This window comes from Paenibacillus aurantius (assembly GCF_032268605.1).
Classification (GTDB): Bacteria; Bacillota; Bacilli; order Paenibacillales; family NBRC-103111; genus Paenibacillus_AO; species Paenibacillus_AO aurantius.
Window position 1 is genome coordinate 3,284,867 of record NZ_CP130318.1, and the last position, 14,278, is coordinate 3,299,144.

Consider the following 14,278-nt stretch of genomic DNA (forward strand, 5'->3'; position numbering starts at 1 on the left):
AGCAGGCCCCACCAGAAATTGACATGACGGACGTTAATCCCGGAAAAGAAAAACCCGCCGGATAGGCGGGCTTTTTAAGGTTACTAATGGGCTTATGTCAGCTTGCCGCTAAAAAATTCTAGACTTCCAGCCGCTCAGCTTCGCTATGGCTTCCACATAATAATAGTCGCCATAAATCAGAGACACGTTAATATTCTGGCCCGCCGGCTTGTTGCCGGTTCCCGCCACTAGAATTGCCTCATGGGCCGGATTCTCCCACGTTCCGTAATTCCGGGTCAGCGACAGCAGGATCCGTTCGGCCTCACGGCGATAGAGGCTGCCCTCGATTCCCGGAAGCGCATCTGCGAGCTCCAGCAGACCGGAAGCCGCACAGCTTGCCGCCGACGAATCGCGCGGTTCCTCCTCCAGGTTCTCGGATGCGCGGAAATCCCAGGCGGGTACGGCATCCTCCGGCAGGCAGGCAAGGAAATAATGAGCCACTCTCTGGGCCGCTTCCAAATACCGCCTGTCCCCCGTATACCGGTAGACGTTGGCCATGCCGTGCAGCGCCCACGCCGCTCCACGGCTCCAGGAGGAGTGAGGCCCGGCCCCCTGCCCGCCAAGCGATTCGATGAATTCTCCGGTCGCCGGATCGAAGCTGACAATATGGTTGACGGAGCCGTCCGGCCGGATAAAGCGGCTGACGACCGTATCCGCATGCAGACGGGCAATCTGGCTGAAACGCGGATCTTGGGTAACCCGGGAAGCCCAGAACAGCAGGGAGAGGTTCATCGTGGAATCCACGATCGCCCAGCCTGTCTTCTCCTGGTTCCATGCCCGGATGAACGAGCCGGCCGGGTTGAACCGGCCGCTCAGGAAGGTCGCCGCTTGAACCCCGCGCCTTAGAGCATCTTTACAGCCGGTTAACGCATGCTTGATGACCGCAGTCGGAAGGAACTGGAACCCCACATCGTGATGAAAATTGTTGTCCTCCGCGAACTTCCCCTCGATCCGGATGTCCCAGTCCCAAGCGGCCTTCCGGTAATGCTCTTTCCCCGTTTGCTCGTAGAGGATCCACAGAATACCCGGCCAGAAGCCCGATGTCCACCAATCCAGACGCAAGTCGTCGTAGATTCCATCCGCTTTCGCCACATGCGGCGACTTCCCTTTCAGCTGATCGATCATCCGGTCGACTTTTGCCGTTAAGGCCTCTCTTACCTCCGGCAGGATTTCCTCCAGCCGTTCCGCTTTCTGCCATGCGCTTATTCCGTTACCCATCGTCATTCCCCCTTTCTTACAGGATAGCAGATGCCGGCTCTACCGGTGTTTCGTTCGCTTATGATAAAATGTTGCTGTATTACGATATCCTAAAGCAGGGAGCGCCCATGAATTCCCTAAACTATATGAACTTGAATCAGCATCCCGTTTATCTGTCCTTCTTCAAGGACCGCACCCAGGAATTTACGGAAATTTACCACGCCCACCAGGGAATGGAGTTTCTTTATGTTCATGAAGGACAAGGCCATGTGGTGGTCGACCGGCAGATTTTCGAACTCCAACCCGGAACCTTGTTCTATTTCCGCCCTTATCAGCTTCATCGCATTCAATTGAAGCTGCAGCCTAATCAGCGATACAGGCGTTCTCTGTTCGTTTGCGAACCGTCGATGGTGGATACCGTTCTGCAGCCTTTTCCCGGCCTTCAAGCCTTTTTCCGAACACTCTGTAAAGATTCCCTTAGGCAAATCATGACTTTTCAGGAGGAAAACGATTGGGAGTCATGGATTCTCCTTTATTCCCGGCAGATAGGGGCCAGTCCTCCCGAACGGCGGCTCGAAGATGAGCTTATATTTTTTGGCGGCTTGCTGCAGCGGATCCGCCATTTCTGGACGGAAGCGTCCGAGCTGGCTTCCGCTAAACGGGCTTCTGCCACGGCCGAGAGCATCATGGAATGGATTGAAGAGCACTATACAGAACCCTTTGAATTAAGCAAGCTTGCCCAAGCGGTTCATTTATCCCCCAACCATGTGTCAAGCTTGTTCCGAAAGGCGGTGGGCAGCAGTATCACGGAGTACTGGATGGCCCGCCGGATCCGCCAAGCGTGCTGGCTGCTCCGCTCGACCGACCAGTCCGTAAAGGCCGTTGGTGAAGCCGTCGGATTGACCAATTTCTCGTATTTCTGCCAGACCTTCAAACGGCATACAGGGCTTACTCCCCATCAATTCCGCCAAACGAGGCGGCTGTACGATGAACAGTCGGGGAGTTAGGAAAGGCTCCGCTTGCCAGGAAGATCGAAACGACACCTGCGGTAGAGCCGATTAACCCGAAGACGAGGGGAGCGATAAATTGCGACAGCCGGTTGGTCGCCAGCCGGACGCCCAGCACCGACGCATAGAGCGACAGGATAGGCCTAGTGCTAAAAAGCATAAACTGGAACGATAACGCGATCAGGAGAACAAGACGAAGAATCATCACAAGGCACCTTCCATGGGGGGGGAAAATAAGCCATTGACACCGGAGCCCGGACATGACTATACTAGGATAACATATCAAACTAAACATATCGGAATTATAAGCTTGATCTTACTTAAGGTCAACCGGAACACCGGAGACTTTCCTCTCGCCTGACAGGTACAGGCGCTGTGGAGAGTCTTTTCTTTTTTTCACATCCCCCGCAAAGGAGAGATCTCAATGAGCATCATTATTCTGGACATCGATCATCTGGACAAAACGTTCGAAACCCCGGCGGGTTCCATTCAGGCCCTTCGCGACATCCGGCTGCAGGTTAAGCAAGGGGAATTTGTTACGGTGATTGGCCCGAGCGGCTGCGGCAAAAGCACCCTTCTCAAAATTATAGCGGGGCTGGACACCGCTCACCAAGGGAAAGTGCTGCTGGAGAACCGGCCGGTGGAACGGCCAAGCATCGACAAGGGATTTATTTTTCAGGAGCACCGGCTCTTCCCCTGGTTGAATGTCGAGAGAAACATTGCCGCCGATCTGTCACTATCCGATCCTCAGGTGCGAAAGAAAGTTGATGAGCTCATTGAGACCGTCCGGCTCAAGGGCTTTGAGAAAGCTTTTCCCCGGGAGCTCTCGGGAGGCATGTCCCAGCGTGTGGCCATCGCCCGCGCCCTGCTGCGCAACCCGAAGGTCCTTCTGCTCGACGAACCTTTCGGGGCGCTGGACGCCTTTACCAGAGGGCATCTGCAGGAGGTGCTTCTCGATATTTGGCGGCAGAACCAAACGACTATGATTCTCGTGACCCATGACATTGACGAAGCGGTGTTCCTGGCGAACCGGGTCGTCATCATGGATCCCCGGCCGGGGACGATCCGTAAAATCGTTGGGATCGACCTGCCGTTTCCCCGCAAGAAATCCAGCGTCTCGTTTCAGGAATACAGGCGGCTCGTTCTGAATGAATTTGAACGCGTTGACGAGCTTGAGCTCGTGGACAGCTCCGGCATTTAATTTAAATCCAATTATTAATCCAATCCGGAAAGGAAGGTATCACCTAATGAGCACATCGGAAACATTGGTTAGACCCGTTATAGAGGCAGCTGGCAAAAGGAACAAAAAAACCGTCCCCCGTGCCGGATCGGCCAAATGGAGGACGGTACGCAGGGGCTTGTATTTGCCCCTCCTTCTCTTGCTGGGCTGGCAAATCTCCGGAACACTCGGCTTGATCTCTCCCACCCTTCTGCCTCCGCCATCCGCTATCGCTCAAGCGGCGTGGGAGCTGGCCGTGTCCGGAGAGCTGTGGCTTCACCTGCAGGTAAGCATCCGGCGGGCGGCCATCGGCTTTCTGCTCGGAGGCAGCCTCGGTCTTCTCTTCGGCGTCCTGACCGGAATGTTCAACCGGGTGGAGCAGACAGTCGACCCCAGCGTCCAAATGCTGAGAATGATTCCCCACCTGGCCATCACGCCTCTTTTTATTCTGTGGTTCGGCTTTGGGGAGGTATCCAAAATATTGCTGATTGCCAAAGGCGCCTTCTTTCCGCTCTATGTCAATACGTTCCTAGGCATCCGCAGCGCCGATTCCAAGCTGTTCGATGTCGCCCGGATCCTGGAATTTTCCCGGTGGAAGCAAATTACCCGTCTCGTGCTCCCCGCCTCCCTGCCCAACGTTCTGCTCGGCCTCCGGCTGTCGCTTGGGGTATCCTGGCTCGGTCTGGTCGTCGCCGAGCTGATGGGCTCAAGCGAAGGCATCGGCTACTTGATCATGGATGCGAGGCAGTTCTCCCAGACGGCCATCGTTTTTGTGGGCATCGTCATCTTCGCGGTGGTTGGCAAGGCGACAGACTCCCTCGTCCGCTTTCTCGAGAGAAAGCTGCTGAAATGGCGGGATTCCTACTCAGGCTGACCGGAACCGTCAAGGAAGCATGGAAGCGGCGTACCCTTTGCCGTAAAGAATATCATATTGAACCAATTCGTATTCATGAAGCAGGTTCGTCTGGTCTTGGGTCAGCTCCAGAAGGGGCTGGCCTTCTTGATTGACGTAGACGTTCCGGCTGACGCCGGGAAGCTGCTGACGTACCGTGTTGAGCATCTGATAGAAAGGCGGCTCGGGCAGCCCGGCCAGCTGGAAGAGAACCGGCCCGAAGAAAGAAGGGGAGAGGGCCCCTAACGGTTTCTGCTCCAGGGGATAGTTGGCCGCAATGAGCAGAGGAGTCTCATGAATGAACTGCTGCTGCTCGGCTCCGGACATGTTACCGGTCGTCGGGAATAAGGTGGAATCCTCCAAAGCCGGCAAATGATCCCCGAAAACCAGCACAAGGGTAGGACGCTTGATCGCCTGCACCGCCTCCACCAGGTAGCCGATCGCCTTATCGGTCTCCTTCACGCTCTGGGAGTAGCTTTCGAGCTCGGTTTTGCCGCTGCCCTCCAACCCGGTAACCGTAACGGTGTTGGGTCCGTTCAAGCCTTCCATAATGGGAAGGTGGTTCTGCATCGTGACCAAATGAACGAAATGAGGCTGGTCCCCCTCCTTTAAGACATCGACCACCTGCTGGGCGGCGGCCCGGTCGGAAATAAAGGCGTTGGGGCTTAATTTGTCCTTGTAGGCGATGTCGTCCTGGGTAATAAAACGGTCAAACCCGAGAACCGGATAGACCCGGTTGCGGTTATAGAACGTTCCGTCAAACGGATGAACGGCCGTGGCCGAATAGCCTTGAGCCTTGAGAAGGCTGACCATGGAAGGAAAGCTTGTTTTGTTAACGAGAAGCTGCTGATACGGGACCGTTCCCTGGTTCAGGAAGGACATGGACAGCCCGGTCAATGCTTCGAACTCCACGTTGGAGGTTCCCCCTCCATACATGGGGGAGAGAGTCGTTCCGGAAGGGTAAACCGCCTGCAGCCGGTGGATATTCGCCATCGGATCTTCACTGAAGGTTACACCGCTCAGCCTGGTCGGGTCAAAGAGGGACTCATCCATCACGACGACAATGTTGGGCTTCTCCCCGTTAACACCGGAGGTGTTGGCGGCAAGGCTAGCATACTTCCCGGCAACCTGACTAACCGCGGCTTCATTGTAATCGGGCGGCTGGCTTTGAATTTTCGAATTGATGTTCTGCAGGAAGGCGAGCATGAATCCGTTCATCAGATAATTTTCTCGCTGGTTCCAGTTATAGTTGACCATTCCCATCTTGGCAAGCGGCTTCGCGAAGACGGAATGCTGAATGTGAAAACAGAAGAAGACCGTAAGCAGTCCCGCCGCCACCCAAGCCATCCGGGAGGGCAGCTTCCGCTTGACTCTGGGCAGAGCAAAGGTTGCGGCCAACGCCAGAACGACGCCCCCCGCGGCCGCCATGAGGACGACAGGGGAAGCAATTCCCCTTGCAATTTTCAGCATCTCGGATAAATTGACCAGCTGCTTTAAATCCCAGGGATACAGGGGCTCGCCCAGAAGCTTAAGCTTATGGTACTGGCTGAAGCTCACCGATCCGATCAAAGCGGCGGTTAAGCCTATAGCGAAATAAACATTGTTCACTAGGGCTCCGAGACCGACAATCAACAGATACAGAATGAATGTACTGAGCAGATAAAGGGTAAGATGAGTGCCCATCCAATCCTTCAGGCTGTCCTGATAGGGTTTGAGGGTCACATACTGAAGCGAAATCGCCATGGCGTTCGCGGCGGCAAAGGTCAATAGGAAGCTTACCATTCTTCTAAGGATCGACAAGGGTGGATCTCCTTTCCCATCTTGATTAGCCGGTGCCCGAAAAAAATAGAGGAACCCCATGGTGAAAGGCTCCTCCTTTGGATCGGGTTTTATGTAGGTATGGTAAAGGTACCCCACTAACCTTAATCTAAGCTTAAAATAAACTGAAGGTTACCTGAAAAGCCGGTCGGCGAGCCAGTCAAAGGAGATTCTTCCGGAAATTTCATGCCCGCCCGGAAACACATCCAGCCCGAATTGGCCGCCGGCTCCCATCCTCTCGTAGACTCCCTCCAGATAGGCCGCCGCTTTCCTCACATGCTCCACCGGAAACAGCCGGTCCCCTTCTCCCGCCTCTACAAATAGCGGCCGGGGAGCGATCAGCCCCACCAGTTCCTGCTGCTCCGCCTCGTTCAGAATCCCCGGCAGGTAGTTGTCGATGCAGTGAGTCACGCTCAGGATACTTCCTTCGAAGGTATTGGTCCAGCCGGTCAAGACGGCGGCCGAAATCCGGTCATCCAAAGCAGCCGTGTAGGCGGCGACCAATCCGCCTCCCGAGAAGCCGATGATCCCCACCCGTTGCGAGTCCACATCGTTCCGGGACTGGAGGTAGTCGATCGCTCTCCTCGCTTCGTAGACCCGGATCCCGGCCAACGTGCTGCCCTGCATCAACAGGTGGGACGACAGAGTAGCACAGGAGCTCAAGTGAGGCTTCTTCCGCATCTCCTCCGTTATTCTCCGCAAGCCGAACCCCATGATCTCGGGGATGACCACGAGAAGACCGCGCTTGACCAGTTCCACCGCAAAGCGGTTGTGGATGCCCGGCTGGTCCAGAAGGGCTTCCTCCGGATCCATGCCGACGGCATCGAGCTGCCCGTTCCCGTGGCCATGACAGGCGATAACCGCCGGCCATGGACCTTCTCCGTCTTTCGGCTTGAGCACCAGAACCGGAACCGTTACGGAAGGTATAGTGGAATAGGCCACACGCTCCATAACAAAATCCCCATAGTCCTTCGTTTCCAGAAGGACCGGTTCAAGCGGCGAAGCCGCATCCTCATCAGGAAGACGGCCAAGCGCTTGACGCAAGCCTCCCAGCAGGGCTTCCCTCCACGCTTCCGTCCCTTCCTCCGGCCGGCCGCTGCGCCGCTGCGCCGCTTCCCCATACAGCCTTTTCACATAAGCATCCATCGAATAATTGAAAGACATGCTTCTTTCACCTCGTTTCCATTATCGGGCCATTCCCTGCAAAAGCCAAGGGGACGCTTCCACGTCCCCTCGGGTTAAGCCGTTATCATAACAGGATCTAAACGTTCAAGGATTGCCTGGAGACCAAGGTGGAGGTGAAGGTATACTTGCCGGAGCCTAGTTCAACTGCCATTCCCTGCTCCTGTCCCGCTGCCGGCCTTCCGCCTTCAGCCGGTTTTCCGTCTAAGAGGATATCCTTGCCCGGAACCTCCACGATGGCCGCTGCGTTAGCCGGGATTTCGACCTCCAGCGTCAGCTGGCCCGAATCGGATAACTGCCATTCTATGGAGTAACGACCGTAAAGCGAATCATAAGAAGCTTTGACGCTGGTTAACCGGCCTCCCGGCTGCGGGCGAAGGATGGCACGGCGGAAACCGGGTGCGTTTGGATCGGCTTCTATGCCCGCCATATAGCGGAACATCCACTCCCCTACGGAACCTAAGGAATAATGATTAAATGAGTTCATGGATGGAGTTTGGAAGCCTTTCTCCTCGGTCCATCCGTCCCATCTTTCCCAGATGGTCGTAGCCCCGTGCTTGATCGAGTACATCCAGGAAGGGAAGGCTTCCTGGGTCAGAAGCGTATAAGCAACTTCGAGCTCACCGCTGTCGGTCAGGGCCGGAAGCAGATAGCCCACTCCGAGGAAGCCGGTGGACAAACGATTGCCGCGCTCCCGGATATCCGCCGTGAGACGGGCAAGGGCAAGCGGCTTCAGCCTCTCGGTAAGCAGCCCGAATTGAAGAGCAAGCACATAAACGGTCTGCGTCTCTCCATGAATCCGGCCGTCTTCCTCCACGAATGCCCGGCGGAAGGCTTCTGCTATACTGGCGAAATGGGCTTCATATTTGTCCTGATCGGCCGTGCGGCCCAGGGCCCCCGCGATTTGGGCCAGCACCTTCGTGCTGTAGGCAAAATACGCGGTGGCCAGCACCTCGTTCGGCGTATCCGCATCAATGGACAGCCAATCGCCGTAGTTGGCGTAATCCGGCCGGATCAGCCCGTCTGTGTTATTCGTCAAGTACTCTACCCAGCGGACCATGGCTCCGTAATGGGTCTCGAGAATGCGCTTATCCCCGTACATCAGGTACAGCGTCCAAGGAATGATAACGCCCGCATCGCCCCAGCCCGCGTTATCCGGAGCGAACCAGTTCAGACGGGTATTCCACATCTTGTGCCGGATCCAGCCCGCATCCGGAGCCACGTCGGTAAAGGCGCCGGACGGCTGCTGGCAATCGATCATGTCCCCTACGAATTTGGTAAAGAACCGAGAAACATCCATATGATAGGAAGCCGTACGGGCAAAAATCTGGGCGTCTCCTGTCCAGCCCAGCCTCTCATCGCGCTGCGGACAGTCCGTCGGAACCGATAGAAAATTTCCCCGCTGCCCCCAGGTGATATTGGAGAACAGCTGATTGACCATCGGATCGGACGTTTCCAGAGTGCCGGTTACCGGGGTATCGGAGTGAATGACTTTGCCGGTAATCGTGGACAAATCCGCCTCACCCGGGTAGCCGATCAGCTCCACATAACGGAAACCGTGAAAGGTAAAATGAGGCTCATAACGCTCTTCTCCGTCGCCCTTCAGAATATAGTGATCCTGCTGAACGGCCTTACGCAGGTTGTCCAGGTAGAGCGTTCCATCCGGATTCAGCATCTCGGCGTGGCTTAAGGACACCTTCGTGCCCGCCTCACCCTTCACGCGGACGTCCGTCCAGCCGACCATGTTCTGGCCCATGTCATAGATATAGGTGCCTGCTTCCGTCCGGCGGACGGATGCAGGCTGCATCGATTGCGTAATCCGGATGGGTGGTTCCACGGCCGCCGACAGGATTCCATTGTAACCGGCTCGGACATCGGGTTCTTCCCAGGCGGCCGCATCGAAGCCGGGTCGATCCCACCCCGTTAGCTCGAGCCTCGCATCGTAGGTCTCCCCGAGAATCATATCCGAATAGCGGATCGGTCCCTCCGAGGTGCGCCAAGAGCCGTCCGTGATGACGAGCTCTTGGCTGCCGTCTTCATACTCCAGGCTGGCCTGCATCAGGAAAAAAGGCCTTTCCCCGTACACATGCCGACCCAGGAAGCCTACCGTTCCAGCATACCAGCCGTCTCCTATTATGGCGCCGAACGCATTGTCACCCTCAGATAGAAGACCCGTGATGTCATAAGCGTGAACTTGAACGCGTTTGTCGTAATCCGTCCAGCCGGGGGCAAACAAATGGCCTACCGGAGAGCCGTTTACTCTTAACTGAAACAATCCGAGCGCCGTTGCATAGACCACCGCCCGCCGAAGTCCTTTACGAACCGAGAATTCCTTGCGCAAGTATGGGGAGGGCTGCAGCTCCAGATCCGGCTTGGCTTTGCGCCCGATCCACTTGGCCTTCCATTCTCCGCGCTCGAGGATGCCCATCGCCCAGGAGGCCGTCTCGCTCCACTCCGAGGCTTGGTTGTCCTCGTCCCATACGCGAACCTTCCACCAATAGGAGGTGTCCGATTGAAGGGCTTTCCCCTCATAAACAATATGGGTAGACTCCCCGCTCTCTACCCGGCCGCTGTCCCACAGGTCCCCTTCTTCCCGGCTGATGCGTTCGCGGGTTGAGGACACCAGAATCTGATAGGCCGTTTGCCGCGCATTCCTGCGGTCCGATTCCAATCGCCAGAACAGGCGGGGCTTCCTTTCGTCCAATCCTACCGGGTTCGTCTCGTATTCGGTCCGGCAGGCCGTCACTTGGATGGTCATGTTGGATTCCTCCTATTGTATGTATGGAACAGCTGCTGCTCGGCATCTTAACCCGGGCTCCAACCTTTCCCCTTCGGCCGGCGCAACTGGCTGCCTCACTAAATGTTTATCTAGGCACATAGTCTTATTCTTCCAAACCTCACCGGTTAACCTCATCCTACCACCGTATTTACTTAAACGTCAACGATCGTTTAGCGTTTATCGTGAATTATTCAGTTTATTTTATATTTATTTAAGTAAAATAGGCTAATTCCGTTAAACTTCTTCGTATACTCCCTTGCTTGAGGGGGAGAACTAATAGTAAACTCAACTTAACGCATTCCCTATATTAAGCAGATTGGAGACTTGCTCTTGAAAATAGAAGATATCGCCAAACTGGCCGGCGTTTCCAAAGCCGCTGTTTCCCTAGCCCTTAACGGTAAGCCCGGGATCGGGGCCGAGACACGGGAACGCATACTCCAGATCGCCCGGGAATCCGGTTACATGCCCAAAAGCAAATCCTCCGAGACCGGACCGCAGAAATCGCTGGTCTTTCTCGCCTTCACCAATTCAGGCATCGTGCTCGAAGAGTACTACCGGCAGCCTTTCTTTCGCGAGCTCATCCAGCACACGGAGGAACGCTGCCGATCCAAAGGCTTTTCCCTTCTGTTTCGTTCCGTGAACATGGAATCCTTCGAACAGGAGATTGAACTCGTGGCGTCGGAGCACCGGGAAAGCGGCGTTATTCTGCTCGGTACAAACCTAAGCCGCCCTGAGATCGAAAGCATTTCCCGAAAGCTGCCTCATCTGGTGGTGCTCGATACGTCCTTCGAAACGCTGCCGGTTCATTTTGTGCAGATCAATAATGGAATGGGGGCTTATCAAGCAGGCTCTTCGCTTTGCCGGATGGGTCATACCGAGATCGGGTATGTGGCCTCTTCCGTCCGAATCAACAATTTTAACGACCGGCGGCGGGGCTTCGAGACCGCCTTAGCCGAGAACGGGATGTCGCTGGCCGAAAAGGACGTTTTCACCTGCTCCCCCACCGTCCTGACCTCCCAGCCTTCGCTCGCCGACCAGTTTGCCGCTTACCGGAAACGCCAGGGAAGACTTCCGGGCGCGCTGTTCTGCGAATGCGATTATATCGCGATCTCTGCCATTAAAACGTTAACCGAGCTCGGGGTCCGCATTCCCGAAGAGATCTCCGTCATCGGGTTTGATAACATTTCCGAAGCGGTCATTGTTTCCCCTGAATTGACCACGATTCATGTAGAGAAGGAGAGAATGGCGCAGTTAGCCGTCGATCTGCTCGTGCAAACGTTGGAAGACCCTTCGCTCGCCCGTGTAAAGACTCTGGTAGACACCACCTATGTGGAGCGTCAGTCGTGCCGCCCGCCGGAAGTCCGGACCGCCTTAAACGTGAACCATTAGGAATCCTTCTCCACCTTATGAACGGCTCGGCCACAGCCGGAAGGCAAAGAGGCTCAACAGAAAGGGAATTTCCCGTTGAGCTCTTTGTCTTTTTTGTTATTCCCGGGCCGCTTTCCCATCCAGGACCAGCTTGATAATCGTATTGACCGGCTGCCACAGGTTCTCGGGAAGGGTTAGGGAAATTCCGGCCTCATCTTGGGTATACGCCAGCTCTTCTCCCTCCAGGGTACGGCAGGCTACCACCTTCTGACGCAGGGGAGGAAGCTTTTCCGAACGGAAGGCTTCGGGATTCCGAACATGCACATAAACCGTCTCGTCACGGAAGGTAGAGCCGTATACGCCGTCAACCGGCTGCCAGGGCCCTCCGCGCGTCCCATAAATGCTTTCACCGTTCTTATGCATCCATTGCCCGATTTCGCGGAAAAGCTGAACCTGATCGTCCGGTATGACTCCGTCCTTATCCGGGGTAACGTTCAACAGAGCATTGCCGTCCCGGACAAACACGTTCAGGATCAAATCCATTACCTTCTCGAAAGGCATCGCCCGGTTCTCCGGCCTCCACGCCCAGGAACCCCCAATGCTGAAATTCTTCTCCCAAGGAAAAGGGATGATTGCCCCGCCAATGTCATGGGGTCCCTCGTCGCAGGAGAAATCCCCTTCCCACCCGGAGCGCTCGTTAATGACCGTCTTCGGGTTATGCTTGCGAACCATCGTGTTCAGCTTAACGGGCTCCCACAGCCAGGCTCCGCCCGCATCCGATCCTTTGTGGGCAAGCCATGACCCGTCGTACCAGAGGATGTCGATTGTCCCATAGGAGGACATCAGCTCTTCCACCTGGTCATAGGCTTGTTTTTTGAGAAGAAGGGCGTTGTCATACTTCTCCACCGGCTCAAAGTAGCCGGGGAACCGCCAATCGAGCGGAGAATAATAGAGCCCGACCCGGAGGCCCTGACGGCGGGCCGCTTCCGTGTATTCTTTCACGAAATCCCGGTGGGCGTCCGCCTGCATGGTGGTGAAAGAATCGTAGCTGCCCGGGCTGTCCCATAGCGAGAAGCCGTCGTGATGCCGCGCGGTCATGACCATGTAGCCCATGCCGGCGTCTTTGGCCAGCTTCGCCCATTCGCCCGCATCGAACGACTGCGGATTGAAGGACATCGCAATCTTCCGGTATTCCTCTTCCGGAATCTGCTCGTGGTGACGCACCCACTCCCCGCGTCCGATGATCGAGTATGCGCCCCAATGGATGAACATGCCCAGCTTGGCGTCCCGCCACCAGCGTAGATCTTCCTCCACCAGCTTAAGCTCCGGGCACTTGATGCCGTCGGTGCTCTTGAACCGGACATTGCTCTTCAGCATGGAAGCAAGCTCCGCCCCGCTCATGGGCGACGGCTCCCCGTTCGAATAGGTCAGCCCCCGCTTCTCAAGCTTGCGCCGGTTGGCTTCGTTCTGCATCAGCTTCTTCACTTCCTGAAGCGAGAACCAGTAGGTTTCTTCGGGGTTCAGCGTCGATTGGTGACGGTTGATCTTCCCTGCATATTCATTCAGCTGCTCTTCCGAGAGATTATCCAGCTGACGGCGCAGATACTCCGCTTTCTCCTCCGCCGGCATTCCCGCCGCCTTCAGAAAGGTATCCATGATCTCAAGCTCGGTTGGCGTAAGCATCCGTCTCACCTCCTTGTACCGGAAGAGAATATTCACGCAGAAGCTCGTCGACCTTCACCGGCCGCCCGGTCTCCCGGCTTCTTTCCATGGCGGCCATGACCGCCAGTGTATGAATTCCTTCCAGAAGATCCGGCTTCGGGGTCTCTCCCCGGTCCAGGCAATCGGCGAAATACTCGATATAATTCTGGTATTCGCCCGCATGGTGGCTTTCCCCCTCGAAGCGGAAATAATAGGGATGCTTCTCCTCGTAGGAATGCGTCATCGGCCCCTCACCGGCAAAATGGGTGTGGTAAAGCAGCTTGGAATACAGCGCCCGGCTGGTCCCGGCCGAGCCGCGAAGCGTGCAGCCGATCCCCGAATCGACCTGGCGGAGCGTCGGCTTCGTATAGGACCCGCTCACCTGGGCAATCCGGCCTTCTCCGTCCCGGAGCAGGAACCGCAAAGTATCGGGTGAGGACAAGCCGTACTCCTGGTTCACCCGGCTGGAGTGACCGTATCCGAAAACCTCCTCAATGCCCGGCAGGTACCATTTGGCCAGGTCCACCGGGTGGCTGAGGAAATTGTGCATCCAGGAGAAGCCCTTCTGCCGGCTCCAGTCCCGTTTCAGAAACCAGCGGGCATCCGAAATGTAATACGCTTCCACGGTATCCACTTCCCCGTGGCGTCCCGCTTCATAATCCTTCCGCTGATGAATCATCGGTTCGAAGAACCGGGAACTCTGGCCCACAAACACGAGCTTGCCCGCCTTCTTCGCCGCTTCCAGGAGGGACGAGGCCTCCTCAAGCGAATGCAGGAGGGGCTTCGTCACGATCACATGCTTTCCGGCTTCCAGCGCTTGCAGGATATGCCGGCCGTGCAGCTGATCCGGAGTATAGATGGCGATAACCTCAATCTCCGGATCGTTTAACAAATCCTCATAACGCAGGGTATAACGGGATAGGCCGAATTCCTCCCTTCTTGCGCGGCAGACTTCCTCGTTCAAGTCACAGACATTGATCAACTCCCAGCGTTCGCTTTGAAGCGCCGCCGAGATGATGCTGCGTCCCTCCCCCAGCCCGATTACTCCCAGCTTGTAGGTTCGACTCATGGGTCAC

Annotated in this window: 11 protein-coding genes; 4 read left to right on the forward strand and 7 right to left on the reverse strand. The window is 56.1% G+C overall.

Annotated features, from left to right (window positions below; all coding sequences use genetic code 11):
* Positions 1–108: 108 nt before the first annotated feature.
* Positions 109–1,257, reverse strand: coding sequence for a glycoside hydrolase family 88 protein (locus MJA45_RS14770; RefSeq protein ID WP_315602680.1), 1,149 nt, complete (start codon positions 1,255–1,257; stop codon positions 109–111).
* Positions 1,258–1,382: 125 nt separating this feature from the next.
* Between MJA45_RS14770 and MJA45_RS14775 the strand changes: the two genes are divergently transcribed.
* Entirely contained in the window at positions 1,383–2,243 is an 861-nt protein-coding gene (locus MJA45_RS14775) for an AraC family transcriptional regulator (RefSeq protein WP_315602681.1), read from the forward strand.
* Here the strand turns inward: MJA45_RS14775 and MJA45_RS14780 are convergent.
* Positions 2,185–2,448, reverse strand: a complete 264-nt coding sequence (locus tag MJA45_RS14780) for a hypothetical protein (RefSeq protein WP_315602682.1) — start codon at positions 2,446–2,448, stop codon at positions 2,185–2,187. The genes MJA45_RS14775 and MJA45_RS14780 overlap by 59 nt on opposite strands.
* Before the next feature lie 219 nt (positions 2,449–2,667).
* Between MJA45_RS14780 and MJA45_RS14785 the strand changes: the two genes are divergently transcribed.
* Positions 2,668–3,444 (forward strand): ABC transporter ATP-binding protein, encoded by a 777-nt coding sequence (locus MJA45_RS14785; RefSeq protein ID WP_315602683.1) that lies wholly within the window; start codon positions 2,668–2,670, stop codon positions 3,442–3,444.
* Between the two features lie 46 nt (positions 3,445–3,490).
* Positions 3,491–4,336 carry an ABC transporter permease gene (locus tag MJA45_RS14790; RefSeq protein ID WP_315602684.1) on the forward strand — a complete coding sequence of 282 codons (846 nt, stop codon included), beginning with the start codon at positions 3,491–3,493 and terminating at the stop codon, positions 4,334–4,336.
* A gap of 9 nt (positions 4,337–4,345) precedes the next feature.
* On the opposite strand, the gene MJA45_RS14795 is transcribed toward MJA45_RS14790, so the two are convergent.
* From MJA45_RS14795 to MJA45_RS14805, 3 genes are all read right to left on the reverse strand, one after another.
* Positions 4,346–6,154: an LTA synthase family protein gene (locus MJA45_RS14795; RefSeq protein WP_315602685.1), complete on the reverse strand. Its 1,809-nt coding sequence runs from the start codon at positions 6,152–6,154 to the stop codon at positions 4,346–4,348.
* Positions 6,155–6,304: 150 nt separating this feature from the next.
* The gene (locus MJA45_RS14800; RefSeq protein ID WP_315602686.1) at positions 6,305–7,336 is read right to left on the reverse strand and encodes an alpha/beta hydrolase family protein; all 1,032 of its coding nucleotides are present in this window, start codon (positions 7,334–7,336) and stop codon (positions 6,305–6,307) included.
* A 97-nt stretch (positions 7,337–7,433) separates the two neighbouring features.
* Positions 7,434–10,112, reverse strand: coding sequence for a family 78 glycoside hydrolase catalytic domain (locus MJA45_RS14805; protein ID WP_315602687.1), 2,679 nt, complete (start codon positions 10,110–10,112; stop codon positions 7,434–7,436).
* Between the two features lie 351 nt (positions 10,113–10,463).
* On the opposite strand from MJA45_RS14805, the gene MJA45_RS14810 reads away from it, so the two are divergent.
* Positions 10,464–11,522, forward strand: coding sequence for a LacI family DNA-binding transcriptional regulator (locus MJA45_RS14810; protein WP_315602688.1), 1,059 nt, complete (start codon positions 10,464–10,466; stop codon positions 11,520–11,522).
* Between the two features lie 96 nt (positions 11,523–11,618).
* Here the strand turns inward: MJA45_RS14810 and MJA45_RS14815 are convergent, their stop codons facing one another.
* Both MJA45_RS14815 and MJA45_RS14820 read right to left on the reverse strand, forming a co-directional pair.
* Positions 11,619–13,184 carry an alpha-L-fucosidase gene (locus MJA45_RS14815; RefSeq protein WP_315602689.1) on the reverse strand — a complete coding sequence of 522 codons (1,566 nt, stop codon included), beginning with the start codon at positions 13,182–13,184 and terminating at the stop codon, positions 11,619–11,621.
* Positions 13,162–14,271 carry a Gfo/Idh/MocA family protein gene (locus tag MJA45_RS14820; protein WP_315602690.1) on the reverse strand — a complete coding sequence of 370 codons (1,110 nt, stop codon included), beginning with the start codon at positions 14,269–14,271 and terminating at the stop codon, positions 13,162–13,164. The genes MJA45_RS14815 and MJA45_RS14820 overlap by 23 nt, the downstream gene beginning before the upstream one ends.
* Positions 14,272–14,278: the final 7 nt, after the last annotated feature.

Coding starts and splice junctions, on each gene's coding strand:
- MJA45_RS14790 (WP_315602684.1), top strand. CDS start 3,491: ATGAGCACATCGGAAACATTGGTTAGACCCGTTATAGAGGCAGCTGGC.
- MJA45_RS14780 (WP_315602682.1), bottom strand. CDS start 2,448: ATGATTCTTCGTCTTGTTCTCCTGATCGCGTTATCGTTCCAGTTTATG.
- MJA45_RS14800 (WP_315602686.1), bottom strand. CDS start 7,336: ATGTCTTTCAATTATTCGATGGATGCTTATGTGAAAAGGCTGTATGGG.
- MJA45_RS14775 (WP_315602681.1), top strand. CDS start 1,383: ATGAACTTGAATCAGCATCCCGTTTATCTGTCCTTCTTCAAGGACCGC.
- MJA45_RS14785 (WP_315602683.1), top strand. CDS start 2,668: ATGAGCATCATTATTCTGGACATCGATCATCTGGACAAAACGTTCGAA.
- MJA45_RS14815 (WP_315602689.1), bottom strand. CDS start 13,184: ATGCTTACGCCAACCGAGCTTGAGATCATGGATACCTTTCTGAAGGCG.
- MJA45_RS14805 (WP_315602687.1), bottom strand. CDS start 10,112: ATGACCATCCAAGTGACGGCCTGCCGGACCGAATACGAGACGAACCCG.
- MJA45_RS14770 (WP_315602680.1), bottom strand. CDS start 1,257: ATGGGTAACGGAATAAGCGCATGGCAGAAAGCGGAACGGCTGGAGGAA.
- MJA45_RS14820 (WP_315602690.1), bottom strand. CDS start 14,271: ATGAGTCGAACCTACAAGCTGGGAGTAATCGGGCTGGGGGAGGGACGC.